The sequence below is a fragment of the Rhodoferax sp. XS2R6 genome (assembly GCF_056521365.1).
This window is the reverse complement of record NZ_JBWMAY010000001.1, coordinates 981,543-1,003,966: the sequence shown is the minus strand read 5'-3', so window position 1 is coordinate 1,003,966 and position 22,424 is coordinate 981,543. Positions and strand designations below refer to the sequence as shown.

The 22,424-nt window shown below is 62.2% G+C and carries 26 protein-coding genes and 2 tRNA genes; 11 read left to right on the top strand and 17 right to left on the bottom strand.

Annotated elements, in window-relative coordinates; genetic code table 11:
- Nucleotides 1-57: 57 nt before the first annotated feature.
- The 3 genes from AC097A_RS04795 to greB all read left to right on the top strand — a co-directional run bounded on the left by AC097A_RS04795 (nt 58) and on the right by greB (nt 1,737).
- Nucleotides 58-134 (top strand) — tRNA-Arg (locus AC097A_RS04795).
- A gap of 128 nt (nt 135-262) precedes the next feature.
- Nucleotides 263-1,087 (top strand): diguanylate cyclase domain-containing protein, encoded by an 825-nt coding sequence (locus AC097A_RS04790; RefSeq protein WP_479619954.1) that lies wholly within the window; start codon nt 263-265, stop codon nt 1,085-1,087.
- A gap of 86 nt (nt 1,088-1,173) precedes the next feature.
- Nucleotides 1,174-1,737 carry a transcription elongation factor GreB gene (gene greB, locus AC097A_RS04785; RefSeq protein WP_315849149.1) on the top strand — a complete coding sequence of 188 codons (564 nt, stop codon included), beginning with the start codon at nt 1,174-1,176 and terminating at the stop codon, nt 1,735-1,737.
- Here greB and AC097A_RS04780 read toward each other — a convergent pair.
- The 4 genes from AC097A_RS04780 to AC097A_RS04765 form a co-directional block, all read right to left on the bottom strand.
- Nucleotides 1,734-3,968: a RelA/SpoT family protein gene (locus tag AC097A_RS04780; protein ID WP_479619953.1), complete on the bottom strand. Its 2,235-nt coding sequence runs from the start codon at nt 3,966-3,968 to the stop codon at nt 1,734-1,736. The two genes, greB and AC097A_RS04780, sit on opposite strands and share 4 nt — an antisense overlap.
- Nucleotides 3,969-4,054: 86 nt before the next feature.
- Nucleotides 4,055-4,258 (bottom strand): DNA-directed RNA polymerase subunit omega, encoded by a 204-nt coding sequence (gene rpoZ / locus AC097A_RS04775; protein WP_105261191.1) that lies wholly within the window; start codon nt 4,256-4,258, stop codon nt 4,055-4,057.
- A gap of 16 nt (nt 4,259-4,274) precedes the next feature.
- Nucleotides 4,275-4,895, bottom strand: coding sequence for a guanylate kinase (gene gmk / locus AC097A_RS04770; RefSeq protein ID WP_479619952.1), 621 nt, complete (start codon nt 4,893-4,895; stop codon nt 4,275-4,277).
- Between the two features lie 38 nt (nt 4,896-4,933).
- A complete protein-coding gene (locus tag AC097A_RS04765; protein WP_315849152.1) occupies nt 4,934-5,851 on the bottom strand; it encodes a YicC/YloC family endoribonuclease in 918 nt (305 codons plus the stop codon).
- 79 nt (nt 5,852-5,930) lie between these two features.
- On the opposite strand from AC097A_RS04765, the gene AC097A_RS04760 reads away from it, so the two are divergent.
- From AC097A_RS04760 to AC097A_RS04735, 6 genes are all read left to right on the top strand, one after another.
- On the top strand, nt 5,931-6,938 hold the full coding sequence (locus AC097A_RS04760) for a serine/threonine protein kinase (RefSeq protein ID WP_105261188.1): 1,008 nt from the start codon (nt 5,931-5,933) through the stop codon (nt 6,936-6,938).
- Nucleotides 6,935-7,852, top strand: coding sequence for a PP2C family protein-serine/threonine phosphatase (locus AC097A_RS04755; protein WP_105261187.1), 918 nt, complete (start codon nt 6,935-6,937; stop codon nt 7,850-7,852). The genes AC097A_RS04760 and AC097A_RS04755 overlap by 4 nt, the downstream gene beginning before the upstream one ends.
- Before the next feature lie 91 nt (nt 7,853-7,943).
- Nucleotides 7,944-8,621 carry a ribonuclease PH gene (rph, locus tag AC097A_RS04750; RefSeq protein WP_479620199.1) on the top strand — a complete coding sequence of 226 codons (678 nt, stop codon included), beginning with the start codon at nt 7,944-7,946 and terminating at the stop codon, nt 8,619-8,621.
- 42 nt (nt 8,622-8,663) lie between these two features.
- Nucleotides 8,664-9,269: a non-canonical purine NTP pyrophosphatase gene (locus AC097A_RS04745; protein WP_105261185.1), complete on the top strand. Its 606-nt coding sequence runs from the start codon at nt 8,664-8,666 to the stop codon at nt 9,267-9,269.
- 6 nt (nt 9,270-9,275) lie between these two features.
- Nucleotides 9,276-10,514, top strand: a complete 1,239-nt coding sequence (hemW, locus tag AC097A_RS04740) for a radical SAM family heme chaperone HemW (protein WP_479619951.1) — start codon at nt 9,276-9,278, stop codon at nt 10,512-10,514.
- Between the two features lie 41 nt (nt 10,515-10,555).
- Nucleotides 10,556-11,242: a CBS domain-containing protein gene (locus AC097A_RS04735; protein WP_479619950.1), complete on the top strand. Its 687-nt coding sequence runs from the start codon at nt 10,556-10,558 to the stop codon at nt 11,240-11,242.
- A 17-nt stretch (nt 11,243-11,259) separates the two neighbouring features.
- Here the strand turns inward: AC097A_RS04735 and AC097A_RS04730 are convergent, their stop codons facing one another.
- The 8 genes from AC097A_RS04730 to ureE form a co-directional block, all read right to left on the bottom strand.
- Nucleotides 11,260-12,489 carry an MFS transporter gene (locus AC097A_RS04730; RefSeq protein WP_479619949.1) on the bottom strand — a complete coding sequence of 410 codons (1,230 nt, stop codon included), beginning with the start codon at nt 12,487-12,489 and terminating at the stop codon, nt 11,260-11,262.
- The gene (locus tag AC097A_RS04725) at nt 12,483-13,373 is read right to left on the bottom strand and encodes a FecR domain-containing protein (protein WP_479619948.1); all 891 of its coding nucleotides are present in this window, start codon (nt 13,371-13,373) and stop codon (nt 12,483-12,485) included. Before AC097A_RS04725 ends, AC097A_RS04730 begins: the two co-directional genes overlap by 7 nt.
- A 16-nt stretch (nt 13,374-13,389) precedes the next feature.
- A complete protein-coding gene (locus tag AC097A_RS04720) occupies nt 13,390-14,502 on the bottom strand; it encodes a FecR family protein (protein ID WP_479619947.1) in 1,113 nt (370 codons plus the stop codon).
- Between the two features lie 9 nt (nt 14,503-14,511).
- Nucleotides 14,512-15,867, bottom strand: coding sequence for a surface lipoprotein assembly modifier (locus AC097A_RS04715; RefSeq protein ID WP_479619946.1), 1,356 nt, complete (start codon nt 15,865-15,867; stop codon nt 14,512-14,514).
- Between the two features lie 160 nt (nt 15,868-16,027).
- Nucleotides 16,028-16,117 (bottom strand) — tRNA-Ser (locus AC097A_RS04710).
- Nucleotides 16,118-16,171: 54 nt separating this feature from the next.
- Entirely contained in the window at nt 16,172-16,831 is a 660-nt protein-coding gene (gene ureG, locus AC097A_RS04705) for an urease accessory protein UreG (RefSeq protein WP_105261178.1), read from the bottom strand.
- A 57-nt stretch (nt 16,832-16,888) separates the two neighbouring features.
- On the bottom strand, nt 16,889-17,566 hold the full coding sequence (locus AC097A_RS04700; RefSeq protein ID WP_479619945.1) for an urease accessory protein UreF: 678 nt from the start codon (nt 17,564-17,566) through the stop codon (nt 16,889-16,891).
- 8 nt (nt 17,567-17,574) lie between these two features.
- Nucleotides 17,575-18,213, bottom strand: coding sequence for an urease accessory protein UreE (gene ureE, locus AC097A_RS04695; protein ID WP_479619944.1), 639 nt, complete (start codon nt 18,211-18,213; stop codon nt 17,575-17,577).
- Between the two features lie 64 nt (nt 18,214-18,277).
- Between ureE and AC097A_RS04690 the strand changes: the two genes are divergently transcribed.
- On the top strand, nt 18,278-18,502 hold the full coding sequence (locus tag AC097A_RS04690; protein ID WP_105261175.1) for an AbrB/MazE/SpoVT family DNA-binding domain-containing protein: 225 nt from the start codon (nt 18,278-18,280) through the stop codon (nt 18,500-18,502).
- Entirely contained in the window at nt 18,499-18,885 is a 387-nt protein-coding gene (locus AC097A_RS04685) for a type II toxin-antitoxin system death-on-curing family toxin (protein WP_479619943.1), read from the top strand. The genes AC097A_RS04690 and AC097A_RS04685 overlap by 4 nt, the downstream gene beginning before the upstream one ends.
- A 3-nt stretch (nt 18,886-18,888) precedes the next feature.
- Here the strand turns inward: AC097A_RS04685 and AC097A_RS04680 are convergent, their stop codons facing one another.
- The 5 genes from AC097A_RS04680 to ureA are packed head-to-tail and all read right to left on the bottom strand — an operon-like array spanning nt 18,889 to nt 22,306.
- Entirely contained in the window at nt 18,889-19,347 is a 459-nt protein-coding gene (locus AC097A_RS04680) for a GNAT family N-acetyltransferase (RefSeq protein ID WP_105261173.1), read from the bottom strand.
- A 6-nt stretch (nt 19,348-19,353) separates the two neighbouring features.
- On the bottom strand, nt 19,354-21,072 hold the full coding sequence (gene ureC / locus AC097A_RS04675; RefSeq protein WP_479619942.1) for an urease subunit alpha: 1,719 nt from the start codon (nt 21,070-21,072) through the stop codon (nt 19,354-19,356).
- Complete coding sequence (locus AC097A_RS04670; protein ID WP_479619941.1) at nt 21,072-21,377, bottom strand: urease subunit beta; 306 nt, start codon at nt 21,375-21,377, stop codon at nt 21,072-21,074. The genes ureC and AC097A_RS04670 overlap by 1 nt, the downstream gene beginning before the upstream one ends.
- A 10-nt stretch (nt 21,378-21,387) precedes the next feature.
- Complete coding sequence (locus AC097A_RS04665; RefSeq protein ID WP_479619940.1) at nt 21,388-21,981, bottom strand: HupE/UreJ family protein; 594 nt, start codon at nt 21,979-21,981, stop codon at nt 21,388-21,390.
- Between the two features lie 22 nt (nt 21,982-22,003).
- Nucleotides 22,004-22,306 carry an urease subunit gamma gene (gene ureA / locus AC097A_RS04660; protein WP_105261169.1) on the bottom strand — a complete coding sequence of 101 codons (303 nt, stop codon included), beginning with the start codon at nt 22,304-22,306 and terminating at the stop codon, nt 22,004-22,006.
- Between the last annotated feature and the right edge of the window lie 118 nt (nt 22,307-22,424).

Genomic DNA, 22,424 nt, shown 5'->3' with positions numbered 1-22,424 from the left:
AGTTTCTACGGGTTTTCCATCAAGCCCTAAAAACTTCGTGCTAGAATACGAAGCTTAGCGGCTGTAGCTCAGTTGGATAGAGTACTTGGCTACGAACCAAGGGGTCGTGGGTTCAATTCCTGCCAGCCGCACCAAACGACAAACCCTAGAACAGAAATGTTCTAGGGTTTTTTCGTTTCTGAAGCCCGCCAGCGTGTGCCTGCGCACAGACCGTTGGTGCGGGGATTGATAGCCTGAGGGGATGTCCCATCCAGCTAAATCCATGAACAATCCCACGCCGCCATCCAGCACAACCCCCAACGAATCCCTCAACAGCGTTTTGGGGCAGGCAGAGCATGTGCAGGCCTTGGTGGAACAAAGTGCCTTGGAGCTATCTACCGTGAACTCCGTGCTGGGGCAACAGGTTGGCGCGCAGGCGCAGTCGCCAGAGGTCAAGCAGGCCTTGGCGCAGAGTCAGGCTGTGGAAGAAAAGGTGCAAGACGCGTCCGACAAATTGGCGCTGGTGACCCATGCGCTGGAAGGCGAGATCAACGAGCGCAAAGCCATCGATGCGGAGCTGGCCCTGGTCACGCAGCAGGAGGAGCTAGCGCGCTACGCTGCAATGCACGACCCTCTGACCGGTTTGCCGAACCGCACGCTGTTCCACGACCGCCTGGAGCATGGCTTGGCGCAGGCGCGGCGGCATGATCTGGCGCTGGCTGTGATGTTTCTGGACCTGGATGGTTTCAAGCAGGTCAATGACACCCATGGACATGATGCTGGCGATGCGGTGTTGCAGACGATTGCAGCGCGGCTCAAAGAGAACACGCGGGATGACGACACCGTCAGCCGCCTGGGTGGCGATGAGTTTTTGTACCTCTTGATGGGGGCGACGGATGAGCAGACGGTTGCTAACCTCGCCCAGAAAATCGTCAACCGGGTTCAGCTGCCATGCCAACTCGACACCGGTGACATCAGTGTCTTTTTAAGCATTGGTATAGCGCTCTTTCCAAGACACGGGACAACAGCGGATTCCCTCATCAAAGAGGCGGACGCTGCGATGTACGTGGCCAAACGCGACCGTACGGGCTACGCCTTTGCCAAGTAACAATGCGTGGTCCATCGTGGCGCACAGGCGTGCGTCGCTAGAATGAAACCAGCCACGGAGTGCCGTGGACTGCATTGAACGGAATCATGAGCAAGGCCTTTACCAAAGAGTCTGACACGGGCATTGACGACGATGAGTTGCAACTGCCTGCGTTGCCGGCGGGTGGCAAAAACTACATCACCCCCCAAGGTTATGCGGTCCTGCGCGACGAGTTGTTCGACCTGATCGACAACGAGCGCCCCAAGATTGTGGAAGTGGTGCACTGGGCTGCCAGCAATGGCGACCGCTCCGAGAATGGCGACTACCTGTATGGCAAAAAACGCCTGCGCGAGATCGACCGTCGCATCCGTTTTCTGACCAAGCGCTTGGAGATCGCCGAGGTGTCGGACCCCTCTTTGCACCACGGTAACGACCAGATCTTTTTTGGCGCCACCGTCACCTATGTAGACGATGCCGATGTGGAGCGGACGGTCACCATCAAAGGTATTGACGAGTCCAACAGCGCCGTGGGCGAGGTGAGCTGGATTTCTCCGATTGCGCGCACCCTGCTCAAGGCCCGCGAGGGCGATGAACTCAAGCTGGTTATGCCCGACCGTGTGGCCACTATTGAGGTGCTGCGGGTGGTCTACCCCGCACCCCTGTCCGCCTAGGCGGTGGCGCTATTGCTGCTGCGGTCGGCCCGCAGCACGGAGGGCGTACGGCGCAAGTTGCGCAGTGCGGTTTCCAAGTGGGCGGTGTCGCGTACGGCCACCACAAAACGCAAATCTGAGGCGTCTTGCACACCGTCCTGCCCCATGTCGATGTGCAGGATGTCGGCCTCGGCCGAGGCTAGTGCCGCAGCCACTTTGGCCAGCACGCCCTTGCCGTTGTTCACGGTTACCACCACGCCGGTTTCGAACGGGCGAATCGGTTCGTCCGACCATTCCACACCAATAAAACGCTCACTGTCCTTGTTTTGCAGCTTGCGTGCGATCTGGCAGTCTTGCTGGTGCACCACCAGGCCTTCGCCGCGGCCCAGGTAACCCACGATGGTGTCGCCAGGGATGGGGCGGCAGCAGGGGGCAAACTGCACCGAGGCGTTTTCGCTGCCATCCAAGGTGATGGAGCCCAGCGAGGTGGATTCGTGGGCTGTGAAGCGTTCGCGCGTGAGCAGTAGCGCATCAGGGCGCTCACCGTTGTCAGCCAGCAGGCTCACCATGCGTTTGGCCACGATGTTGGCAATCCGTTTGCCCAAACCGATGTCGGTCAGCAATTCCTGGCGTGTTTTGTTACCGGTGAAGCGCAGCAGCTTGTCCCACAGCGTGCTGTAACTGGGATCATCATCCGGGAAACGCTCTATACCTTCGGAGCGCAGGGCCTGCTGCAGCAGCTTGCTGCCCAGGCTCTCGGACTCGGTCTGCGCCATGGTTTTGAGGTGGTGACGGATCTTGGAACGGGCCCGTCCGGTGCGCACAAAACCCAGCCAGGCCGGGTTGGGCGTGGACACCGGTGCGGTGACCACTTCCACCACATCGCCATTTTTCAGCTCGGTGCGCAGCGGTACTTGTTCGCCGTTGATGCGCGCGGCAGTGGTGCGGTCACCAATATTGCTGTGGATGGCGTAGGCAAAGTCCACCACGGTGGCGCCGCGTGGCAGCGCCATGATCTGGCTCTTAGGCGTGAACACATACACCGCGTCGGGGAACAGGTCTACCTTGACGTGGTCCCAGAACTCGGCGGCATCGCGAGTTTCGTCCTGAATGTCGAGCAACGACTGCAGCCACTTGGTGCCCAGCCGGTCGCTGGACGCATCGTCAGGATTGTTGACCTTGTAAAGCCAGTGGGCGGCCACGCCCGATTCGGCCACCACGTGCATGGCCTCTGTGCGCATCTGAAATTCAACGTTAATGCCAGCTGGCCCCACCAGGGTGGTGTGCAGCGATTGGTAGCCGTTGACCTTGGCAATGGCGATGTGGTCTTTGAATTTACCTGGCAGGGGCTTGTAGAGCTGGTGCAGCAGGCCTAGCGCGGTGTAGCAGTCCGTCACATTGGGGACCAGCACGCGAAAGCCATAAATGTCCGTTACCTGGGCAAAGCTCAGGTGTTTGTCGTCCATCTTCTTGTAGATGGAGTACAGCGTCTTCTCGCGGCCAGCGATGCGCACCGGCATGTTGGCTGCGGCGAACACGGCCTCGACTTCTTTCTGTACCTTCTGGATCAGGTCGCGGCGGCGGCTGCGCGCCTTGGCCACGGCCTTGGCCAGAGTGGCGTAGCGCCAGGGGCGCAGGTGCCGGAAGGAGAGGTCCTGCAGCTCGCGGTAGGTTTGGTTCAGACCCAGGCGGTGGGCAATGGGTGCGTAGATGTCGAGTGTTTCCGACGAAATGCGGGCCCATTTAGAGCGCGGCACGTCCGAGAGGGTACGCATGTTGTGGCTGCGGTCGGCCAGCTTGATCAGGATGACACGCACATCGCGCGCCATGGCCAGTAGCATCTTGCGGAAGGACTCGGCCTGGTTTTCTTCGCGCGTGTTGAACTGCAGCTTGTCGAGCTTGGTCAGGCCGTCCACCAGCTCGGCCACGGGGGAGCCAAATTTCTCAATCAGTTCGATCTTGGTGATGCCGCAGTCTTCGATGGCATCGTGCAGCAAGGCGGCCATCAAGGCCTGGGCATCGAGCTTCCAGTCGGCGCACTGGGCGGCTACGGCAATCGGGTGGGTGATGTACGGCTCGCCGTTGTTGCGTAACTGGCCCAGGTGGGCCTCGTCGGCAAAGCGGTAGGCCAGGCGTACTTGCTCCACATCGCTGGGGCTCAGGTAGTCCAGTTTGGCCGTCAATCCGGCAAAACTGGCGGCAGCGGCGTTGGCGGCAGCGGCCGGTGAGGTGAGGTGTGGAGTACTGCCCATGGCTTAAATGTAGCGCGCCCCATGCAGTGGCGCAGGCCAAACGCAAAAAAGCACCGCAAGCGGTGCTTTTTCAGGAGAGTGGGCGATTACAGCGGTACTTTTTTCAGCATCTCGATGCCGACTTTGCCTGCTGCGATTTCGCGCAGTGCGGTCACGCCAGGCTTGTTCTTGCTTTCGATCTTGGGCGTGTGGCCTTGGCTCAGCATGCGGGCACGGTAAGTGGCTGCCAATACCAATTGAAAGCGATTGGGGATCTGCACGAGGCAGTCTTCAACAGTAATACGGGCCATGGAAATCTCCGGGAAACTAGAGGATGTTCAGCGCTTGGAATGTCTCGGCACGGGCACGGCGCTGTGCCGAAATCTTGAGCCGCTGAGAGTGGACAATGGCTTTCAGGTCGAAAAGCGCACGGTCGAATAACTCGTTGATTATAACGAAGTCGAATTTCGCGACCTGGGCCACCTCAACCTGGGCGTTTTTCATGCGCATGTCGATGATATCGGGCGAGTCCTCGCCGCGGCGCTCCAGGCGCGAACGCAACTCTTCCCAGCTCGGGGGCAGGATGAAGATGCAGATAGCGTTGGCAAACACGTTCTTGATTTGTACGGCCCCCTGGAAGTCGATTTCCAGGATCACATCTGCCCCCATGGCCATGCGGTCTTCGATGGCTTTTTTGGAGGTGCCGTAGCGGTTGGCGTGCACATGGGCCCATTCCACAAACGCATCAGCGGCCACCATAGCATCAAACTCTTGCTGTGACACAAAGAAGTATTCGCGGCCGTGCTTTTCCTGACCGCGCGGTGGGCGCGTGGTGTGCGACACCGAGGGCTGCAGCCGCGAATCCAGTTCCAGCAGCGCCTTGCACAGGCTGGACTTACCCGCCCCGCTGGGGGCTGCGACGACAAAGAGGTTTCCGGGGTAGTCCATTGACATTGGCTCCGATAAGGCGGCTAGCTGAAGTCGCCTTATTCTAAGTTCTGAACCTGCTCGCGCATTTGCTCGATCAGCACCTTCATGTCCACCGAGATGTGGGTCAGCTCCAGCGCGGCCGATTTGGAGCCCATGGTGTTGGCCTCGCGGTGCAGTTCCTGGATCAAAAAGTCCAGCCGTTTGCCAATCTCGCCGCCTTTTTTAATCAGGCGTTCCAGCTCGTCCAGGTGGGAGCTCAGGCGGGTGATTTCTTCTGCCACGTCGATGCGGATGGCAAAGGCGGTAGCTTCTGTCAGGGCGCGGTCCTGCGCGGCTTCGGGCAACGTGGCGCCGTCGGTCAGGGCCATGGCCTCTTTCCAGCGTTCCATAAAACGGGTGCGCTGCTGCTCCACCAGCTTGGGTACCAGCGGGCCGGCTTGTTCGGCCAGGGCGCGCAGCTGGGTGATGTGGCCCAGCAGCATGGTGGCCAGGCGGGCGCCTTCGCGCTGGCGGGCGGCCAGTAGCTCTTTGAGGGTCTTTTCGGCCAGCGGCATCACGTCGGCGCTCCAGTCGCGCTGGCCGCCCTGTTCGCTGGCGGCCAGGCGAATGACGTCGGCCACGCTCAGCGGGTTGGCGTTGGGCAGCCAGGCGCGGATGTTGTCTTGCGCTGCGTTCAGGCGCTGCAGCAGTTTGGGGGTGGGGTCGGGAATGCTGCTGGTGCTGGTGGTCTCCACCGAGGCGCGCACTTCAATCTTGCCGCGCTTGAGCTTGCTGCCCAGCAGCTCGCGCAGGGCGGGCTCGAATTGGCGCAGGTCTTCGGGCAGGCGAAACGTGAGGTCCAGAAAGCGGCTGTTGACCGAGCGGATCTCCAGTCCGAGTTGGGTGGTGGGCTGGTTTTTGGGCTCGCCTTCCGAGGCGCTGGTGGCTGTGCTGTGCTGGGCACTGGCATAGCCAGTCATGCTGTAAACTGGCATCACGGGTTCTCGCTGCGTTGAAACGGCCCCGAGAATAACCCGGTTCACACGCAACCGACGAGCCCTTACCCCGCAATTTATGTCAAAGGTCAAGCCAGCACCGTTACCCCCCGACACCACGATTGGCGGCTACCGCATTATTCGCAAGGTGGCGGCCGGAGGCTTTGGCTTGGTGTACCTGGCGCTGGATTCGGAAGGCCAGCAGGTCGCGGTCAAGGAATACCTGCCCTCATCGCTGGCCAGCCGCGCCCCCGGTGAGCTGTTGCCCCAAGTGCAGCCTGAGAAGCTGTCGCTGTACCGCCTGGGCCTGAAAAGCTTTTTTGAAGAAGGCCGCTCGCTGGCGCAAATCTCCCACCCTTCGGTGGTGAGCGTGCTGAATTTCTTTCGTGAAAACGAAACCGTTTACATGGTGATGAACTACCTGGAGGGCGCGGCCCTGCAGGATTTCATCGTCACCGCGCGCGACCAGAAGAAGAGCAAGGTGTTCCGCGAGTCCACCATCCGCTCGCTGTTCGACGAGATTTTGCGCGGCCTGCGCATCGTGCACCAGCACAAGATGCTGCACTTGGACATCAAGCCGGCCAACATCTTCATTACCGACGACAACAAGTCAGTGTTGATTGACTTTGGCGCCGCACGCGAAGTGCTGAGCAAAGAAGGCAACTTCATCCGCCCCATGTACACACCCGGATTTGCCGCCCCCGAGATGTACCGGCGCGATGCCTCCATGGGGCCATGGACCGATATCTACGCCATTGGCGCCTGCATCTATGCCTGCATGCAGGGTTACCCGCCCAACGAGGCACCGCAGCGCTTGGAAAAAGACCGCATCACCACGGCACTGGCGCGCCTGCGCGGTGTCTATTCCGACAACCTGATCGAGGTGGTGGAGTGGTGCATGTCGCTGGACCCCTTGTCGCGCCCGCAGTCGGTGTTTGCCTTGCAAAAGGAGCTGTCGCGCGAAGGCGAGCGACGCTACACCAAGCTCTCGGTGGGTGAGAAGGTGCGTATGCAGTTCGACTCCATGGTGGCCGACACCAAAAAGACAGTGCAGGGCGCTGTCGCGGTGCCGGCCAAACCCAAATGAAATTTTCCGTATTCCAGATCAGCCGCAAGGGCGGCCGCGAAAAAAACGAAGACCGCATGGGGTATTGCTATACCAAGGCGTCGGGCTTGTTTTTGCTGGCCGATGGCATGGGCGGCCACCCTGAGGGAGAAGTGGCTGCGCAGATGACGCTGCAAGTGATTTCGGCGCTGTACCAGAAAGAGGCCACGCCCGAGATCGAGGACGTCAGGGCGTTCTTCCAACGCGCCATTCTTGCGGCCCACCGCCAGATCCTGCGATACGCTACCGAAAAACACCTGATGGACACACCGCGCACCACACTGGTGGCAGCCATTGTGCAGGGCGGTGCGGCGCACTGGGTGCACTGCGGTGATTCACGCCTGTACTTTGTGCGCCAGGGCGAGTTGCTGGCCCGCACGCGCGACCACTCCTACATGGAGCAGCGCGAGGGCGACCGGCCTCTGGCCCACGCTGCACCTGCGGTGTTCAACCGCAACGTGCTCTACACCTGCCTGGGCTCTCCGACCAAGCCGGTGTTTGACATTACCGGCCCGGTGCCCCTGCAGCAGGGTGACCGCATCATGCTGTGCTCAGACGGGCTGTGGGGTACGGTGGATGACTCCACCATCGTCTACCACCTGGCGCAAAAGCCAGTCACCGATTCTGCGCCTGATCTGGTGGAGCAAGCCTTGGCCAATGGCGGCACGCACTGCGACAACGTGACCCTGATCACCATGGAGTGGGAAACACCGGACAGCTTCGAATCCACCCGTGGCGCCATTTCCACTGACAACATCGAGGACGGCGTATTTGCTTCTACGGTGCAGGCAGGCTGGCTGGACTCGCAGGTGGATGACCTGGACGACGCCGCCATCGAGCGCTCCATCGCCGAAATCAACGAGGCTATTCGCCGCTCCGCGGCACGTCGGGGCTAAACGCACCGCCGTGCGAACGGCCATTTCCTGAAAGACTGCCATGACTGAATTCGTTCGCAGCGGTGCGCGCGCCGCTAACGCGTTGCGCCCTGTGCGCATCACCCGCCAATACACCATGCACGCCGAAGGCGCGGTGCTGATCGAGTTTGGCAACACCAAGGTGTTGTGCACTGCGTCGGTGGAAGAACGCGTGCCACCGCACAAACGTGGCAGCGGTGAGGGTTGGGTGACCGCCGAATACGGCATGCTGCCGCGTGCCACCCATAGCCGCAGCGACCGCGAAGCCGCCAAGGGCAAGCAAAGCGGCCGCACGCAAGAGATCCAGCGCCTCATCGGCCGATCGCTGCGCGCCGTGTTTGATTTGAAGAAGCTGGGCGAACGCACCATCCAGCTGGACTGTGATGTGATCCAGGCCGATGGTGGTACGCGCACCGCGGCCATCACCGGCGCCTTTGTGGCGGCGCAGGATGCGGTGAATGGTTTGCTCAAAGCCGGCAAGATTGCCGAGTCACCGATCACCGCCGCTGTGGCCGCCATCAGTGTGGGCATTGTGCAGGGCACGCCGCTGCTGGACCTGGAGTACACCGAAGACTCAGCCTGCGACACCGACATGAATGTGGTGATGACCGGCGCGGGCCATTTTGTGGAAGTTCAGGGCACGGCCGAGGGCGTGGCGTTTACGCGCGCCGAGATGGGCCAACTGCTGGGTTTGGCGGAAAAAGGCATCACCGAGCTGATGGCCTTGCAACAAGATTCACTATCAAAATAATAGCTGCTTGCGCAGTATCCATGAGCGCTAGAGGCACTTTTAATGCAAATTGTTCTCGCATCCAACAACCAGGGCAAGCTGGCCGAACTGCAGGCCATGTTTGGCGCGCTGGGCTGTACGCTGGTGCGCCAAGGCGACCTGGGCGTGCCCGAGGCGCCTGAGCCTTACCGCACCTTTGTAGAAAACGCGCTGACCAAGGCGCGCAACGCCGCCCAGCACACCGGCCTGCCCGCGCTGGCCGATGACGCTGGCCTGTGCATAGACGCGTTTGGTGGCCTGCCTGGCGTGGACACCGCCTACTACGCCACCCAGCATGGCTATGCCAAGGGGGACGACAACAACGTCACCGCGCTGCTGGAGCAGATGCAAAACATAGACAACCGCCGCTGTGCCATGGTCAGCACACTGGTGGCGGTGCGCTCGCCCGAAGACCCGGAGCCGCTGATTGCAGTGGGGCGGGTGGTGGGTGAGGTGGCGCGCGAGCGACTGGGTAGCAACGGCTTTGGCTTCGACCCCGTGATGTGGATTCCTGAATTTGGCCAGACCTTTGCCCAGCTGCCCGTGGAGGTGAAGAATGCGAACAGCCACCGCGGCCGTGCCGCGCAGGCCATGGCGGCGCTGATCCGCAGCAACTGGCTGGGTGGCTGAGCGGCCATGATTCCGATCACGCCAGTTAACGAGGGTGCGACAGAGGCCGCGGTGCAGCGCGACATTCAGCACTACATGCGGCCCGGCACCCTGCAGTTGGCTGCGCTGCCGCCCCTGTCGCTTTATGTGCACCTGCCCTGGTGCCTGAAGAAGTGCCCGTATTGCGACTTCAATTCCCACGAGCAAAGCGCACAAGGCCTGCAGGAGCAGCGCTACATCGACGCCGTGATTGCCGACCTGGAGGCGGCGCTGCCGCTGATATGGGGCCGCACGGTGCACAGCATCTTCATCGGCGGCGGCACGCCCAGCCTGTTTTCGCCGCAGTCCATCGACCGCCTGCTGGCCGACATCCGCGCGCGCTTGCGGCTGGAGGCCAACTGCGAGATCACCATGGAGGCCAACCCCGGCACGTTCGAGAAGGACCGCTTCAAGGCCTTCCGCAGCGCGGGCGTGACGCGCCTGTCGATTGGCGTGCAAAGTTTCAATGACGACCACCTGAAAGCCCTGGGCCGCGTGCATGACCGCGCGCAGGCACTGGCCGCGGTGGAAGAGGCTGCGCAGTCGTTTGACACGTTTAACCTGGACATCATGTATGCGCTGCCTGGGCAGACGATGGAGCAGTTGGATGCCGATGTGAAGCTGGCATTGCAGTTCGCGCCACCGCACATCTCCATCTACCACCTGACCATCGAGCCCAACACCTATTTCGCCAAGTTCCCGCCGCAGATTCCCGAGGACGACACGGCCTACGCCATGCTGGACCACATCACCGAGCTAACTGGGGTGGCGGGGCTGGAGCGTTACGAGGTGTCGGCCTATGCCCAGCCCGCGCACCGCTGTTTTCACAACCTCAACTACTGGCAGTTTGGTGATTACCTGGGCATAGGCGCAGGCGCACACAGCAAGCTGAGCTTTGCACACCGCGTGGTGCGCCAGGTGCGCTTTCGCGACCCTGCGCGTTATATGGAACAGGCGTTGGCCGGTAACGCACTGGCGCAGGACAACGAAGTGGCGCGCGCCGACCTGCCGTTTGAGTACATGCTCAATGCACTGCGCTTGCGCAACGGCTTTGGCCTGCGCGACTTTACCGAGCGCACCGGCCTGGCCATCACGGCCATCGAGGCGGGTCTGCAAGAGGCAGAGCGCAAAGGCCTAATTGAACGCGACTTTGCGCGCGTGCGGCCCACGGTGCGGGGTTTTGACTTTTTGAGTGACTTGCAAGAACTTTTCCTGTCCAATTCGTAGGCATGGGGTTCCTGTGGGCCCTGCATGCTGGGGAGTCCGCCATGTTTTCTGTTTACGGTAAAGCGGGGCGTGTGTTCAGAGGGTCGCTGGAGGAGTTACGCCGTGTGGGGTCGGCCTCCGGGCTGGCCCGCACACGCAGTGTGGCGCCGCTGGGGCAGGACGCGCAGGACCACGCGGGCAACTCCAATTTCGCCGACCTGCTGGCCGACGCCCCCGCACCGCCCCCGGCCGACATTGCGCACCGCGTGGCACTGGCCGCGTACGAAGAGGTGCGCAAGGCCGACACACCACGCCAGCCACTTACCAAAGTGCAAGCCATCATGAGTGCCGAGGTGGTGACCGTGCCCGACAGCTTTGATGTGGAGCAGGCCTGGGCCCTGCTGGGCCAGCACGGCATTGGCCAGGCGCCTGTGGTGTCGGAGGCTCGGGTGTTGGTGGGGCTGCTGGCACGTGCCGAGCTGATGCGGGCAGACCGCCTGCCCCAGGCCGATAGCCATCCTCTGGTGTGGCGCGCCCTGCTGGCACAGCCGGTCACCGATGTGATGTGGACCCCGGTGCCCAGCGTGGCCCAGGACACCGACATTCGCCGCGTGGCGCGCGTACTGTTGGACACCGGCTTGCCGGGTCTGCCGGTGGTGGACGATGAGGGGCAGGTGATCGGTTTTGTGTCGCGCTCCGACATCCTGCGTGCCGTGGTGGCCGACCCGCCACTGGACCTGTGGACCTGAGTCGGGGCGACGCGGCCCTAGTCTTTTTCCATGCGGTCGCGTTGTGCCAGTGCCGGGAACAACCGGAACCACAGGCCCGCCACCAGCATGGTGCCCACGCCGCCCATCACGACTGAACCCACCGGGCCCCATAACGCGGCAGTGGCACCTGATTCAAACTCACCCAGTTGGTTGGAGGCGCCAATGAAGATGGAGTTGACGGCCGATACGCGTCCGCGCATGTCGTCCGGGGTGTCCAGTTGCACCAGGGTGTTGCGGGTGACGACACTGATGCAATCGGCCGCCCCGGTGACGACCAGGGCCAACATGGACAACCAGAACGAGGTGGACAGGCCAAACACCAAAGTGGCCAACCCGAACACGCCCACCGCCATCAGCAGCCGCGGCCCCACCTTGCGCCGCAGGGGCCAGCGCGTGAGCACCAGCGACATGGCCAAAGCGCCCACCGCCGGTGCCGAGCGCAGCAGGCCCAGGCCCGCAGGGCCGGTGTGCAGAATGTCCTTGGCGTAAATCGGCAACAAGGCGGTCGCACCGCCCAGCAGCACCGCAAACAGGTCCAGGGACGTGGCCCCCAGAATCACCTTGCGCCGCCAGACAAAACCGATGCCCGCAAACAGGGACTGCCAAGTGGCCGCCGCTTGCGGCGGCTTGTGCTGGTAGCGCACCAGCATGGTCAGCACGCTGGCACTGAGCAGCAGGGCCATGCAGGCGATGTAGACATAACGCGGGCCCAGCGCGTAGAGCAACCCGCCCAGGGCGGGGCCCCCGATGACGGCCATCTCCATGCCGGTGGAGCTGATGGCAAAGGCCCGGTGCAACAGGCTGGCGGGCACCAGCAGGGGAATTAACGCTTGCTGCGCGGGCATCTGGAAGGCACGGGCCACACCCAGCACCACCGCCAGGCCCAGAATCAGCTCGCGTGTGGCAAAGCCCTGCGTGGTGGACACCAGCATCAGCGTAGCCACCACGGCCTGCAAGGCCATGCAGCAGGCAAAAATGCGGCCGCGGTGCACACGGTCAGCCAGGTGGCCGGCGGGCAGCGTCATCAGCAGGGCGGGAATAAATTGGAAGAGTCCCACCAGCCCGAGGTCCCAGGCGCTGGAGGTGATGTCGTACATGTGCCAGGCCACCGCCACCATGAGCATCTGGTTGCCCATGATGCCCGCGAGGCGGGCTAGCCAGAAGCGGACGAAACCGGCGTGTTGAAAGAGTCGTGGGCTTTCGGTCCCGTGGGGTGTGCTTAACAAGTTCTCGTAATTTTGCAGGAGACGACTGGCAGTTTAGGGGGCTGCAGTGTGATTGGAGGGGCGGTGATGATGATTTGTTTGGGTGGCGGTGGGGGCAATGGCGCCAATACCAGCGTAGTTTTGGGCAGAGTGCCCAGGCTTGTGGTGTTCAGGATGGGGCTTGTCACTGGAGCCACTACTTTGCTGTCAATCGCAGGGGGCTGCAGCGTTGTGCTGCCGGTGCTCAACACAGCGGTTTTGCTGGTCTCTAGCGTGCCGGTGGCCGGCAGTGCCAGCTTGCTGCCAAACAGCTCCGGGATACTGGAGGTGAGGGTGACCGCGGCCAGGTTGGCGCTGCCCACAAAACTCACCTGGCGCGGGCTCAGTGGTTCGACCAAGCTGCCTTTGCCAATGCTGGCGTTACCTGTGATCAGGCGGCTGTAGCTGCCGGGGTCGACGGTGCCACGCTGCTTCTCGTCCACCACAGTGGTTTCTACATCCCCGCCTTTGAGGCGCAAAGTGGCTTGTCCGCTCATGAGGGTCATGGCAGAGGGGCGTTTGCTGTCCATCAACTCGGAAGCAATCACCCGTACGGAGCCCTGCAACAAAGACACCGCGGTGGGGGCATTGCCCGCAGGTGCGTCAAAGCGGAGTTCGGTTTGCGGACGCACGCCCAGGATGCTGCCATCCAGCATGAGCACCTGGGAGATGCCCCCGGGCGGGGTCCGCAGTTTCTCACCGTGTTGCAGCACATCTCCACGTTGTGCCGGGCGGGGTACGCCATTGGCGTCCACGATCTGGCTACCCGTTTGGGTGAACAACACGGTGCCAGCCGGTGCTGCCAGTGCACAGCTGCCCAACAGGCAAAGCGCTGTTGCAATGGGAAGGGGGGTGATGCGTGCCATGGCGACTCTCCTTGCGCTACTTCAGAAGCGGCGTAGTGGTAATGATGGTGGTGGTTTTCGGTGCAATCAACGTGGTCGTTGGGCTCACCGTCGTCGTGATAGGCGTCAAGGTGGTGATGGGGCTGATGACTGTTGTGGTCGGGGCGATGGTTGTGGTGGTGATCGGTGTCAGGGTTGTGGTGGGGGCCAAGAGTGTGCTGGTGCTGAGCGTGGGCGAAGTCAGGATGGTGGTCGTGGTGGGTTCTTTGACCAATGTGGTGGGCTGCACCACAGTGGTGGAAAGCACCGGCGCAATTTGCAGCGTGGTGGCGTCCAGCGTTTTAGTTGTCTCCACTTGTTTGTCCGTCAGCACCGCCTCTTTGCGGATGGCCAGAGATGGACGCAACAGTGCACCCTTGGGCAGGGTTCGTGCATTGCCCGGTTTGTCCTCTGCTGTGTCCTTGCTGTCACGGCCGTCGGTCTTGAGTTCCAGCTTGTAGAAGTCCGGTATCTTTTGCAGCATCTGGGGCGCTATGTCCGGTTTGGCGGGTGCAAAGCCCACATCACCCCGCTTGAGTGAGAGCACGCCAAACTTGTTCTGGATGAAGGTTTCGCCGTCGTTCACCTTGTCGTAAATGCCTGGCAGCATCGAACCCGAGGGACCCGCCAAACCCTCAGGCACCACCATGGGTTCGTGGTCAGTGCCGCGGATGCCCAGCGTGGCTGTGGTGGTGCGGATCTGGTAGGCCGCAGGGTTGGTGCGCCCGATCAGGCCAGTGATGGAGCGAAAGCCTCCGCGCACCAGCGACACCAAAAAATTGGAGTTGGTTGCATTTTTTTCGTCGTAGACAAAGCGGTCAATCACCATCTCGGTGGACGGGCGTACCGACAGGTAGCCGCCATCGTTCAGGCGCATTTGTACCAAGCCGCCTTCTGCGGTGACGATTTTGTCGCCCGCAAACACCTCGCCGCCTTTTTCCAGGTTGCGTTCCTGCCCTTGTGCATTGACTGCTTTGGCCGTGCCATTAACTACCATCACACGTGCGGCACTGAGCTGGGCCCAAACAGGCATACAGGCCATCAGGCATACCAAGCCCAGCCATCGGCCGCTGGCAGTAAGGGAGAGAGGGACGGGGCGGGCGGTTGGCATGGCGGGGTCTCAGTAGTCCAGGCGCAGGTTGATGGAGGCGTCGGTTTTGTCGTAGCTGTACAGCTCGGCGTTGCTCACGTTTTTCACGTAGCTCAGCTGGGGCCGCAGTGACAGACCTTTGCTGAACGACCAAGTGAGGCCTAGCGCCAAGTCATACAGCGACTCTTCACGGTTCAGGTTGTAGAGGGAGTTGGTGCCGCTGTACTTGGAAAAGCTGGCGCCCGCGGTGATGTAGCCGCCCAGGCTGTTGTTGAAGCTTTTTTGCAGCAGCACGCGCGGACCGGCAAACTGCTTGTTGCCATCGTCCCGGCCGCCCACGGCCAGCTCGACCCCGGCGGTGGCGGTCAGGCTGAAGATGGCATCGCCCTCGCCCAGCGAGGTGAGCCAGCCTGCGGTGACGAGGTTAGTCTGGGTGTTTTGGGTGGACTGTCCGGTGGCCAGGTACTGCGCCTGCAGTGCACTGGCGCCCAGCGACAGCTGGTTGCCATTGGCCAGCGCCATGCGCCAGTCGGCGGTCAGGCCCACGGTGTCGCGGTAGGTCGCGTTATTCAGGGTGTAGTTGCCGCCCACTACGCCAGTGCGCAGCAACCAGGCGCCGCCGGAATAACTCATGCCCAGGCGACCGTCCACCGTGGCATTGCAGGTGTTTTCGCAGTAGCGGTTGTAGGCCCGGCCGCGGTAGTCGCCACCCAGGTACAGGCCCCATTGCTCATCAATGCGGTGGTTCAGCTCCGCACCGAGGCCCAGGATGGCGTAGTTGTCGGACTTTGCGTCGGGCGTGTAGGTGTTGGCCGCCACTGTGGCACTGCCCGGGTAATTGAGAGAGGCCGCCTGGTTGGCACTGCCAATGTTGGTGTCGTGGCCCAAGCCCATTTCCACATAAGCACTGACGACCGTGCGTTTGTCCTGGGCACGTGCTTCTGCAGCCTTGGCGTATTGCTCCACCGTGCTGCGCAGGTCTTGTGGCAGGTTCTGGAAGGTCAGCACCGTCTCGAACTCGATCTTGGCACGGCCAAAATCGCCCAAGGCAAAGTAGGCGCGGCCCATATCGGCGCGGATGCCTACATAGTCGGGCGTGACGGCCAGAATACGCTCGTACACAAAGGTGGCTTTGCTGGGGCGCTTGCTTTCCAGTGCAGCAGTGCCCAGCAAAAAGTCGTAGACCTGATCGCCGGCCGCCTGCAACTCCAGCGGCTCCAGCAATTGGTAGGCCTCTTCGGCGGCCCCTGCCTTGAGCAGGGCGTCGGCTTTCTCCAGCACGGCCTGGTTGATTTCGGCATGTGCCAACGAGGCGCTGAAGGCCAAACACAAAGCCCAAGCCATGGTGGAGAGCCGGTGGGAAAACGTGTCGTTGGAAGTGCGCATCCGGAAAATCCTTGGTCTGTTCACCCTGTATCGGCAACTTTACGCGCTGACCGTATGGAAACAGTATAGGAAAGACGGCTGATTTGCGCTGTGTAATTTGCCGCAAAACCGGGGGAAGGCGATGGACGGCAGCCCTTCGGAGGCTGCGCGGAGCGGGAGATGGCGGAAGCGGTGAGATTCGAACTCACGGAGGACTCACATCCTCGCCGGTTTTCAAGACCGGTGCCTTAAACCACTCGGCCACGCTTCCAGAGCTGCATATTCTAACTTCACCTCGGGGCGGCCCAGCGATGAAGCTGGGCCTTTATGCCGCCTTGAGCATGCCCTTGGTTTCGATAAAGGCGATCACGTCCTGCAGGCCGGTCAGGTCTTTCAGGTTGGTCATCACAAAGGGCTTGAGGCCTTTGGGTGTGGTGCGCATGCGGGTGGTGTCGGCGTGCATCACGTCCAGATTGGCGCCCACGTAGGGGGCCAGGTCGGTCTTGTTAATGACAAACAGGTCGCTTTTGGTGATGCCAGGGCCGCCCTTGCGCGGGATTTTTTCACCGGCGGCCACGTCGATCACGTAGATGGTGAGGTCGCTCAGTTCGGGGCTGAAGGTGGCGGCCAGGTTGTCGCCACCGCTTTCGACGAACACGATGTCGGCGTTGGGGTGGTCCACCAGCATGCGGTCAATCGCTTCCAGGTTGATGGAGCAGTCTTCGCGGATGGCGGTGTGCGGGCAGCCGCCGGTTTCCACACCCATGATGCGGTCGGCCGGCAGCGCGCCGCTGACGGTCAGCAGGCGCTGGTCTTCCTTGGTGTAGATGTCGTTGGTGATGGCGACCAGGTCGTACTGGTCGCGCATGGCTTTGCAGAGCATTTCCAGCAGCGTGGTTTTGCCGGAGCCCACGGGCCCGCCGATGCCCACGCGCAGGGGAGGCAGGTTCTTGGTGCGGTTGGGGATATGGTGCAGGGTAGACATGGGTTTGCTATGAATATAGGAGCTTCTTGCGCAATAAGGACGTAGGCTAGAGGCTGATTAGGATCTAAAAAGCCGTGAATACTGCACTTCATGCTGGCTGCTCAAGATGGCCAGCATAGGGGCAAACGCCTGGCGGCTCTCGTCGGTGACCGCCAGTGCGTGGTCGACGGCGGCGGGAATCTGTGCGGTGAGGGCGGACAGGATGCGCTGGCCTGCGCTTTGACCCAGCGGCACCGATTTGATGGCGGCCTGGGTCATGTTCTCGGCCCAGCCAAACGCATAGGCCAGCAGGCATTCGCGCACCGGCGCTTGTGTGGCGCTGGCGGCCAGCGCGTAGGCGATGGGGTAGGTGGGTTCTTGCCTGGCCAGCACGGCAATTTGCGCAGGCGTGGCCGTGGTGTGGTTCTTCAGCCATTCCAGCAGGCTCTTGCCCATCTGCTCGGTCTGGGCGCGCAGCTCGGCGCTCTCGCGGGTTTGCAGCACCCAAGCGTTGAGCTGGGCCACGCGCGCCATGTCGCCGACACGCCAGGCTGCAATGCCTTGGGCCACGGCAGGCAAGTCAGAGCGTGCCAGCGTCAGTTGAAGCTGGTCGACCAGCCAGCCAGATGCTTCACTTTCTGTAGCGACTCGCGCAGTATCCACGGCGGCTTCCAGGCATTCGGAGTACGAAAACCCGCCAATGGGCAAGGCCGGTGAGGCCAGCCACATCAGTTGCATCAGGCTGCTGTCGAGCATGCGTATCTTCAGTGGTCGTGGCCGCAGCCAGGGCCATGCACATGGGGCGCAGCAGCGGCAATGGGGATGGCGGCCAGTTTGGCCTTGGCGCTGGGCGCAGCCGTTGCGTGCGAGTGCCCGTGATCGTGATCGTGATCGTGGCCATCACCATGTGAATGGTCGTGCCCATGGTGGTGCCCCCCCGTGTGCCCGCCGGTGGCGTAGGCGCCGTTCTCGGGTTCAAAGGCCTCTTCCACCGCGTTCACGATCAGGTGCATGGCACGCAGCATGTCGGCCAGCACGTGGTCGGGTTCGATCTTCAGGTGGTCGGGTTTCAGCTCAATCGGCACATGGCGGTTGCCTAGGTGGTAGGCGGCGCGGATCAGGTCGTACGGCGTGCCGTGGTCGCTGCAATGCGTGATCTTCAGCACCGATTGCGGCGCGGCAACCACCTTGACCAGCGAACCATCTTCGGCCACCAGCACATCGCCACCGCGCACGGCGGTGCCGCGCGGCAGAAACACGCCCAGCGTGCGGCCAGTGGAGTCGGTGGCATCAAAGCGGCTTTTCTGGCGCACATCCCAGTCGAGTTCGACCGTGGCAGCGCGTTTGAGCAGGACGGAGGCCAGGCCCTGGCCTTGGGGAATGCATTTGGAGACTTGGAGCATGGGACTTGCCGGTGACAGAGATGTTGTCTAATATAACAAACGTTATAACTTGGAGGCTTGGGCCATGTCCGCTTTGAAACTTACCCAGATTGGCAATTCCGTGGGGGTGATCTTGCCCAAAGAGGTGCTGGCGCGGCTCAAGGTGGAGAAGGGCGACACGCTGTTTCTTACCGAGGCGGCCAACGGCGTGACCCTGACACCATACGACCCGAGTCTGGAGGAGCAACTGAAGCTGGGGCGTGAATTCATGCGTGAATACCGCGACACCTTCCACCAGTTGGCCAAATGAGCCAGTGGAACTGGGTTAACCGCCAAGTGCTGCTGCTGTTGCACGACGAAAGTTTGGCGGAGCATGGCGGTGCGCCCGGGGTGCGTGACGAGAGGCTGTTGGATTCGGCCTTGGCCCGTCCTGTGAATCTTGCGCTGTACGAGCAGCCGGATGTGGCCCAACTGGCCGCTTCGTATGGAGTGGCGTTGGCCAAAAATCATGCCTTCATCGACGGCAACAAGCGGGCCGCGTTCCTCGCCATTGGTCTGTTTTTGGCTGTGAATGGATATCGCTTGCGCGCGACACAGGCGGATGCCACCTTGACTGTCATGGATGTTGCCGCAGGCTTGACGGATGAAGTTGCGTTGGCGCAATGGATTCGCACACATATCGAACCTCGTTGACACTCAGGCCAGGGCCTTGGTCATGAACATGCTGTAAGGGTCCAGCACGTAGTCTGCAAACGGGCCGCACGCCACAAAGCCTTCGTTGGCGTACAGCTTTTGTGCAGCAGCAAAAGGCGCGTGCGGACCGGTTTCCAGGCTGATGCGCTGTATGCCGCGCGCACGGGCTGCTGACAGGATGTGCTGCAGCATGGCGCGTGCCACACCTTTGCGCAAATGCGCCTGGGTCGTGCGCATGGACTTCAGTTCCGCGTGCGTTGCATCCAGCTGCTTGAGTGCGCCGCAACCCATCAAGCTATCCCCATCCCAGGCAGTCCAGAACGTGATGGACGGATGGCGCAGTGCCTCCAGATCGAGCGCATGCACGCTCTCCGGTGGCGAGTGCTCGTACATCGCATCGAGGTGTACTTGCAGCAAGGCCTGAATTTGCGCGCCTTGCAAATCGTCGATGCGAATCTCCATGCGGGGTCAGAACAAAAAGTAGCGCTGCGCTAGCGGCAGGCTGACCGCGGGCTCACAGGTCAGCAACTGCCCGTCGGCGCGCACGCTGTAGGTTTGTGCGTCAATCTCCATGGTGGGCAAATAGCTGTTGTGCACCATGTGTTGCTTGCGCACGCCGCGGATGTTTTTCACCGCGGCCACGTTCTTGGTCAGGCCAAACCGTTCCTTGATGCCAGCATTCAGCCCGGCCTGCGACACGAAGGTGAACGAGCCCTTGGCCAGCGCGCCGCCAAAGGCGCCGAACATGGGCCGGTAGTGCACGGGCTGGGGTGTGGGGATGGAGGCATTGGGGTCGCCCATGGCCGCAAATGCGATGAAGCCGCCCTTCAAGATCAGCACAGGTTTCACGCCAAAAAAAGCCGGTTTGTAAACCACCAGGTCCGCCCACTTGCCCACCTCGATGCTGCCCACCTCGTGGCTGATGCCGTGCGCGATGGCGGGGTTGATCGTGTACTTGGCGATGTAGCGCTTGGCGCGGAAGTTGTCGTTGCGGCTGCTGTCTTCGGGCAGGCTGCCGCGCTGTGCTTTCATCTTGTGCGCGGTCTGCCAGGTGCGGATGATGACCTCGCCCACGCGGCCCATGGCCTGGCTGTCGCTGCTCATCATGCTGATGGCGCCCATGTCATGCAGGATGTCTTCGGCCGCAATGGTTTCCTTGCGGATGCGGCTCTCGGCAAACGCCAGGTCTTCGGCAATACCGGCGTCCAGGTGGTGGCACACCATCAGCATGTCCACATGCTCGTCCAGCGTGTTCACCGTGTAGGGCATCGTGGGGTTGGTGGAGCTGGGCAAGAAGTTGTCTTGCCCCACCACACGCAGGATGTCGGGTGCGTGGCCACCGCCGGCACCTTCGGTGTGGAAGGCGCACAGACCGCGGCCCTTGGTGGCTGCGATGGTGTCTTCCACAAAGCCAGATTCGTTCAGCGTGTCGGAGTGGATGGCGACCTGCGTGTCGGTGGCGTCGGCCACGTCCAGGCAGTTGCTGATGGCGCTGGGCGTGGTGCCCCAGTCTTCGTGCAGCTTCAGGCCAATCACGCCCGCGTTGATCTGCTCGTGCAGCGCGGCGGGCAGGCTCGCATTGCCCTTGCCCAGAAAGCCCAGGTTCATGGGGAAGGCATCAGCCGCCTGCAGCATGCGTTCGATGTTCCAGGGGCCGGGGGTGCAGGTGGTGGCAAAGGTGCCCGTGGCCGGGCCGGTGCCGCCGCCCAGCATGGTGGTGACGCCGCTGGCCATGGCCTCCTCGATCTGCTGCGGGCAGATGAAGTGGATGTGGCTGTCGATGCCACCGGCGGTGACGATATTGCCTTCGCAGCTAATGACCTCAGTGCCCGGTCCGATGATGATGTCCACGCCGGGCTGGGTGTCGGGGTTGCCCGCCTTGCCGATGGCCACGATGCGCCCGCCCTTGAGGCCAATGTCGGCCTTGACGATGCCCCAGTGGTCCAGGATCAGTGCATTGGTCATCACGCAGTCCACGGCGCCTTCGGCGCGCGTTTTTTGCGATTGCGCCATGCCGTCGCGGATGGTCTTGCCACCGCCGAACTTCACCTCTTCGCCGTAGGCGCCAGCCGCCAGGGTGTAGTCCTTCTCCACCTCGATAAGCAGGCCGGTGTCGGCCAGGCGCACGCGGTCACCCGTGGTGGGGCCAAAAATTTCCGCGTAGGCGCGGCGTCCAATTGTTGCCATTACAGTTTTCCTTGCACGAGGCCGCGAAAGCCGTAAACCACGCGGTCGCCGCTGAAATCGACCAGCTCCACGGTGCGTTGCTGTCCGGGCTCAAAGCGCACGGCCGAGCCCGAGGGGATGTTCAGGCGCATGCCTTGGGCTGCCGCGCGGTCAAAGCCCAGCGCGCCATTGGTCTCAGCAAAGTGGTAGTGCGAGCCGACCTGGATGGGGCGGTCCGCCGTGTTTTGCACCACCACGGTCAGCGTGCGGCGGCCGGTGTTGAGGGCGTGTTCGCCCTCGTCAGTGAGGATTTCGCCGGGGGTCATGCGGTGGCCCTCAGACGTGGCTGAACAGGTAGACGCCGGCAAAGCCCAGCAGGGTACCCAGGCTGCCCAGCGCCACGGTGCTGCGCGCGGCCAGCCAGCGGCGGATGGACAGGCCCAGGCCCACGCCGCCCAGATGCAGGGCGGCCGTGGTCAGCAGGAAGCCAACGGCGTAGCCCGCAAAGCCGGTTTCTGGCGTTTCAGCGCCATGCGCCAGGCCGTGCAGCGAGGCGGCTGCGGCGATGAGTCCTAGGCCCACAGACTTGGGCAGGGGCTTCGCGGCCACGATCAGCATGGCGCCAAACAGCACCACGGACAGCGCAATGGCGTGTTCCAGGTAGGGCAGCGTCACGCCGCTGGCGCCCAGCATGGCGCTTGCCACCAGGGCCAGCAGGAAGGTGGCGGGGCCTTGCCAGGCCTGGCGGGCGGGCAGGGCGGCTACAGACCAAATACCCACGGCCAGCATGGCCAGCAGGTGGTCCAGGCCGAAGGGGTGCGCCAGTCCTTCCATGAAACTCCCGGTTCCATGGCCCGTATGGGCACTAGCGCCCGTGGATATTGCGCAAACAGCTATCAAAAGAAGAGCATTTTTCAACGAGGGTCGCATACGGTCTCCGTGGGCTGGGTGTTCAGACAATGGGTTGGTGGACGGTGACTAATTTCGTACCGTCAGGAAAGGTGGCTTCCACCTGGATGTCGGGAATCATCTCGGCGATGCCGTCCATCACGTCATCGCGTGTCAGCACCGCGCGGCCTTCGCTCATGAGCTGGGCGACCGTCTTGCCGTCGCGCGCGCCTTCCATCACGGCGCAGCTGATCAGGGCGATGGCTTCGGGGTAGTTGAGCTTGAGGCCGCGGGCCTTGCGCCGCTCGGCCAGCAGGCCGGCGGTGAAGATCAGCAGCTTGTCTTTCTCTCTGGGCGTGAGTTCCATAACATTCTCGGAAGGTGGCAGGTCGGTATTCGGGACTTTGCACTGTAAGCAATCCCTGTGCCTTTCGCCATACGCCAAACGTCCCAGGCCGGTGGCATGAAATCTGCACCCCATCTGG

Excerpts from the sequence above, each read along its gene's own strand:
- AC097A_RS04790 (WP_479619954.1), top strand. The coding sequence starts at position 263 with ATGAACAATCCCACGCCGCCATCCAGCACAACCCCCAACGAATCCCTC.
- greB (WP_315849149.1), top strand. The coding sequence starts at position 1,174 with ATGAGCAAGGCCTTTACCAAAGAGTCTGACACGGGCATTGACGACGAT.
- AC097A_RS04780 (WP_479619953.1), bottom strand. The coding sequence starts at position 3,968 with ATGGGCAGTACTCCACACCTCACCTCACCGGCCGCTGCCGCCAACGCC.
- rpoZ (WP_105261191.1), bottom strand. The coding sequence starts at position 4,258 with ATGGCCCGTATTACTGTTGAAGACTGCCTCGTGCAGATCCCCAATCGC.
- gmk (WP_479619952.1), bottom strand. The coding sequence starts at position 4,895 with ATGGACTACCCCGGAAACCTCTTTGTCGTCGCAGCCCCCAGCGGGGCG.
- AC097A_RS04765 (WP_315849152.1), bottom strand. The coding sequence starts at position 5,851 with ATGCCAGTTTACAGCATGACTGGCTATGCCAGTGCCCAGCACAGCACA.
- AC097A_RS04760 (WP_105261188.1), top strand. The coding sequence starts at position 5,931 with ATGTCAAAGGTCAAGCCAGCACCGTTACCCCCCGACACCACGATTGGC.
- AC097A_RS04755 (WP_105261187.1), top strand. The coding sequence starts at position 6,935 with ATGAAATTTTCCGTATTCCAGATCAGCCGCAAGGGCGGCCGCGAAAAA.
- AC097A_RS04745 (WP_105261185.1), top strand. The coding sequence starts at position 8,664 with ATGCAAATTGTTCTCGCATCCAACAACCAGGGCAAGCTGGCCGAACTG.
- hemW (WP_479619951.1), top strand. The coding sequence starts at position 9,276 with ATGATTCCGATCACGCCAGTTAACGAGGGTGCGACAGAGGCCGCGGTG.
- AC097A_RS04735 (WP_479619950.1), top strand. The coding sequence starts at position 10,556 with ATGTTTTCTGTTTACGGTAAAGCGGGGCGTGTGTTCAGAGGGTCGCTG.
- AC097A_RS04725 (WP_479619948.1), bottom strand. The coding sequence starts at position 13,373 with ATGGCACGCATCACCCCCCTTCCCATTGCAACAGCGCTTTGCCTGTTG.
- AC097A_RS04720 (WP_479619947.1), bottom strand. The coding sequence starts at position 14,502 with ATGCCAACCGCCCGCCCCGTCCCTCTCTCCCTTACTGCCAGCGGCCGA.
- AC097A_RS04715 (WP_479619946.1), bottom strand. The coding sequence starts at position 15,867 with ATGCGCACTTCCAACGACACGTTTTCCCACCGGCTCTCCACCATGGCT.
- ureG (WP_105261178.1), bottom strand. The coding sequence starts at position 16,831 with ATGTCTACCCTGCACCATATCCCCAACCGCACCAAGAACCTGCCTCCC.
- AC097A_RS04700 (WP_479619945.1), bottom strand. The coding sequence starts at position 17,566 with ATGCTCGACAGCAGCCTGATGCAACTGATGTGGCTGGCCTCACCGGCC.
- ureE (WP_479619944.1), bottom strand. The coding sequence starts at position 18,213 with ATGCTCCAAGTCTCCAAATGCATTCCCCAAGGCCAGGGCCTGGCCTCC.
- AC097A_RS04690 (WP_105261175.1), top strand. The coding sequence starts at position 18,278 with ATGTCCGCTTTGAAACTTACCCAGATTGGCAATTCCGTGGGGGTGATC.
- AC097A_RS04685 (WP_479619943.1), top strand. The coding sequence starts at position 18,499 with ATGAGCCAGTGGAACTGGGTTAACCGCCAAGTGCTGCTGCTGTTGCAC.
- AC097A_RS04680 (WP_105261173.1), bottom strand. The coding sequence starts at position 19,347 with ATGGAGATTCGCATCGACGATTTGCAAGGCGCGCAAATTCAGGCCTTG.
- ureC (WP_479619942.1), bottom strand. The coding sequence starts at position 21,072 with ATGGCAACAATTGGACGCCGCGCCTACGCGGAAATTTTTGGCCCCACC.
- AC097A_RS04670 (WP_479619941.1), bottom strand. The coding sequence starts at position 21,377 with ATGACCCCCGGCGAAATCCTCACTGACGAGGGCGAACACGCCCTCAAC.
- AC097A_RS04665 (WP_479619940.1), bottom strand. The coding sequence starts at position 21,981 with ATGCGACCCTCGTTGAAAAATGCTCTTCTTTTGATAGCTGTTTGCGCA.
- ureA (WP_105261169.1), bottom strand. The coding sequence starts at position 22,306 with ATGGAACTCACGCCCAGAGAGAAAGACAAGCTGCTGATCTTCACCGCC.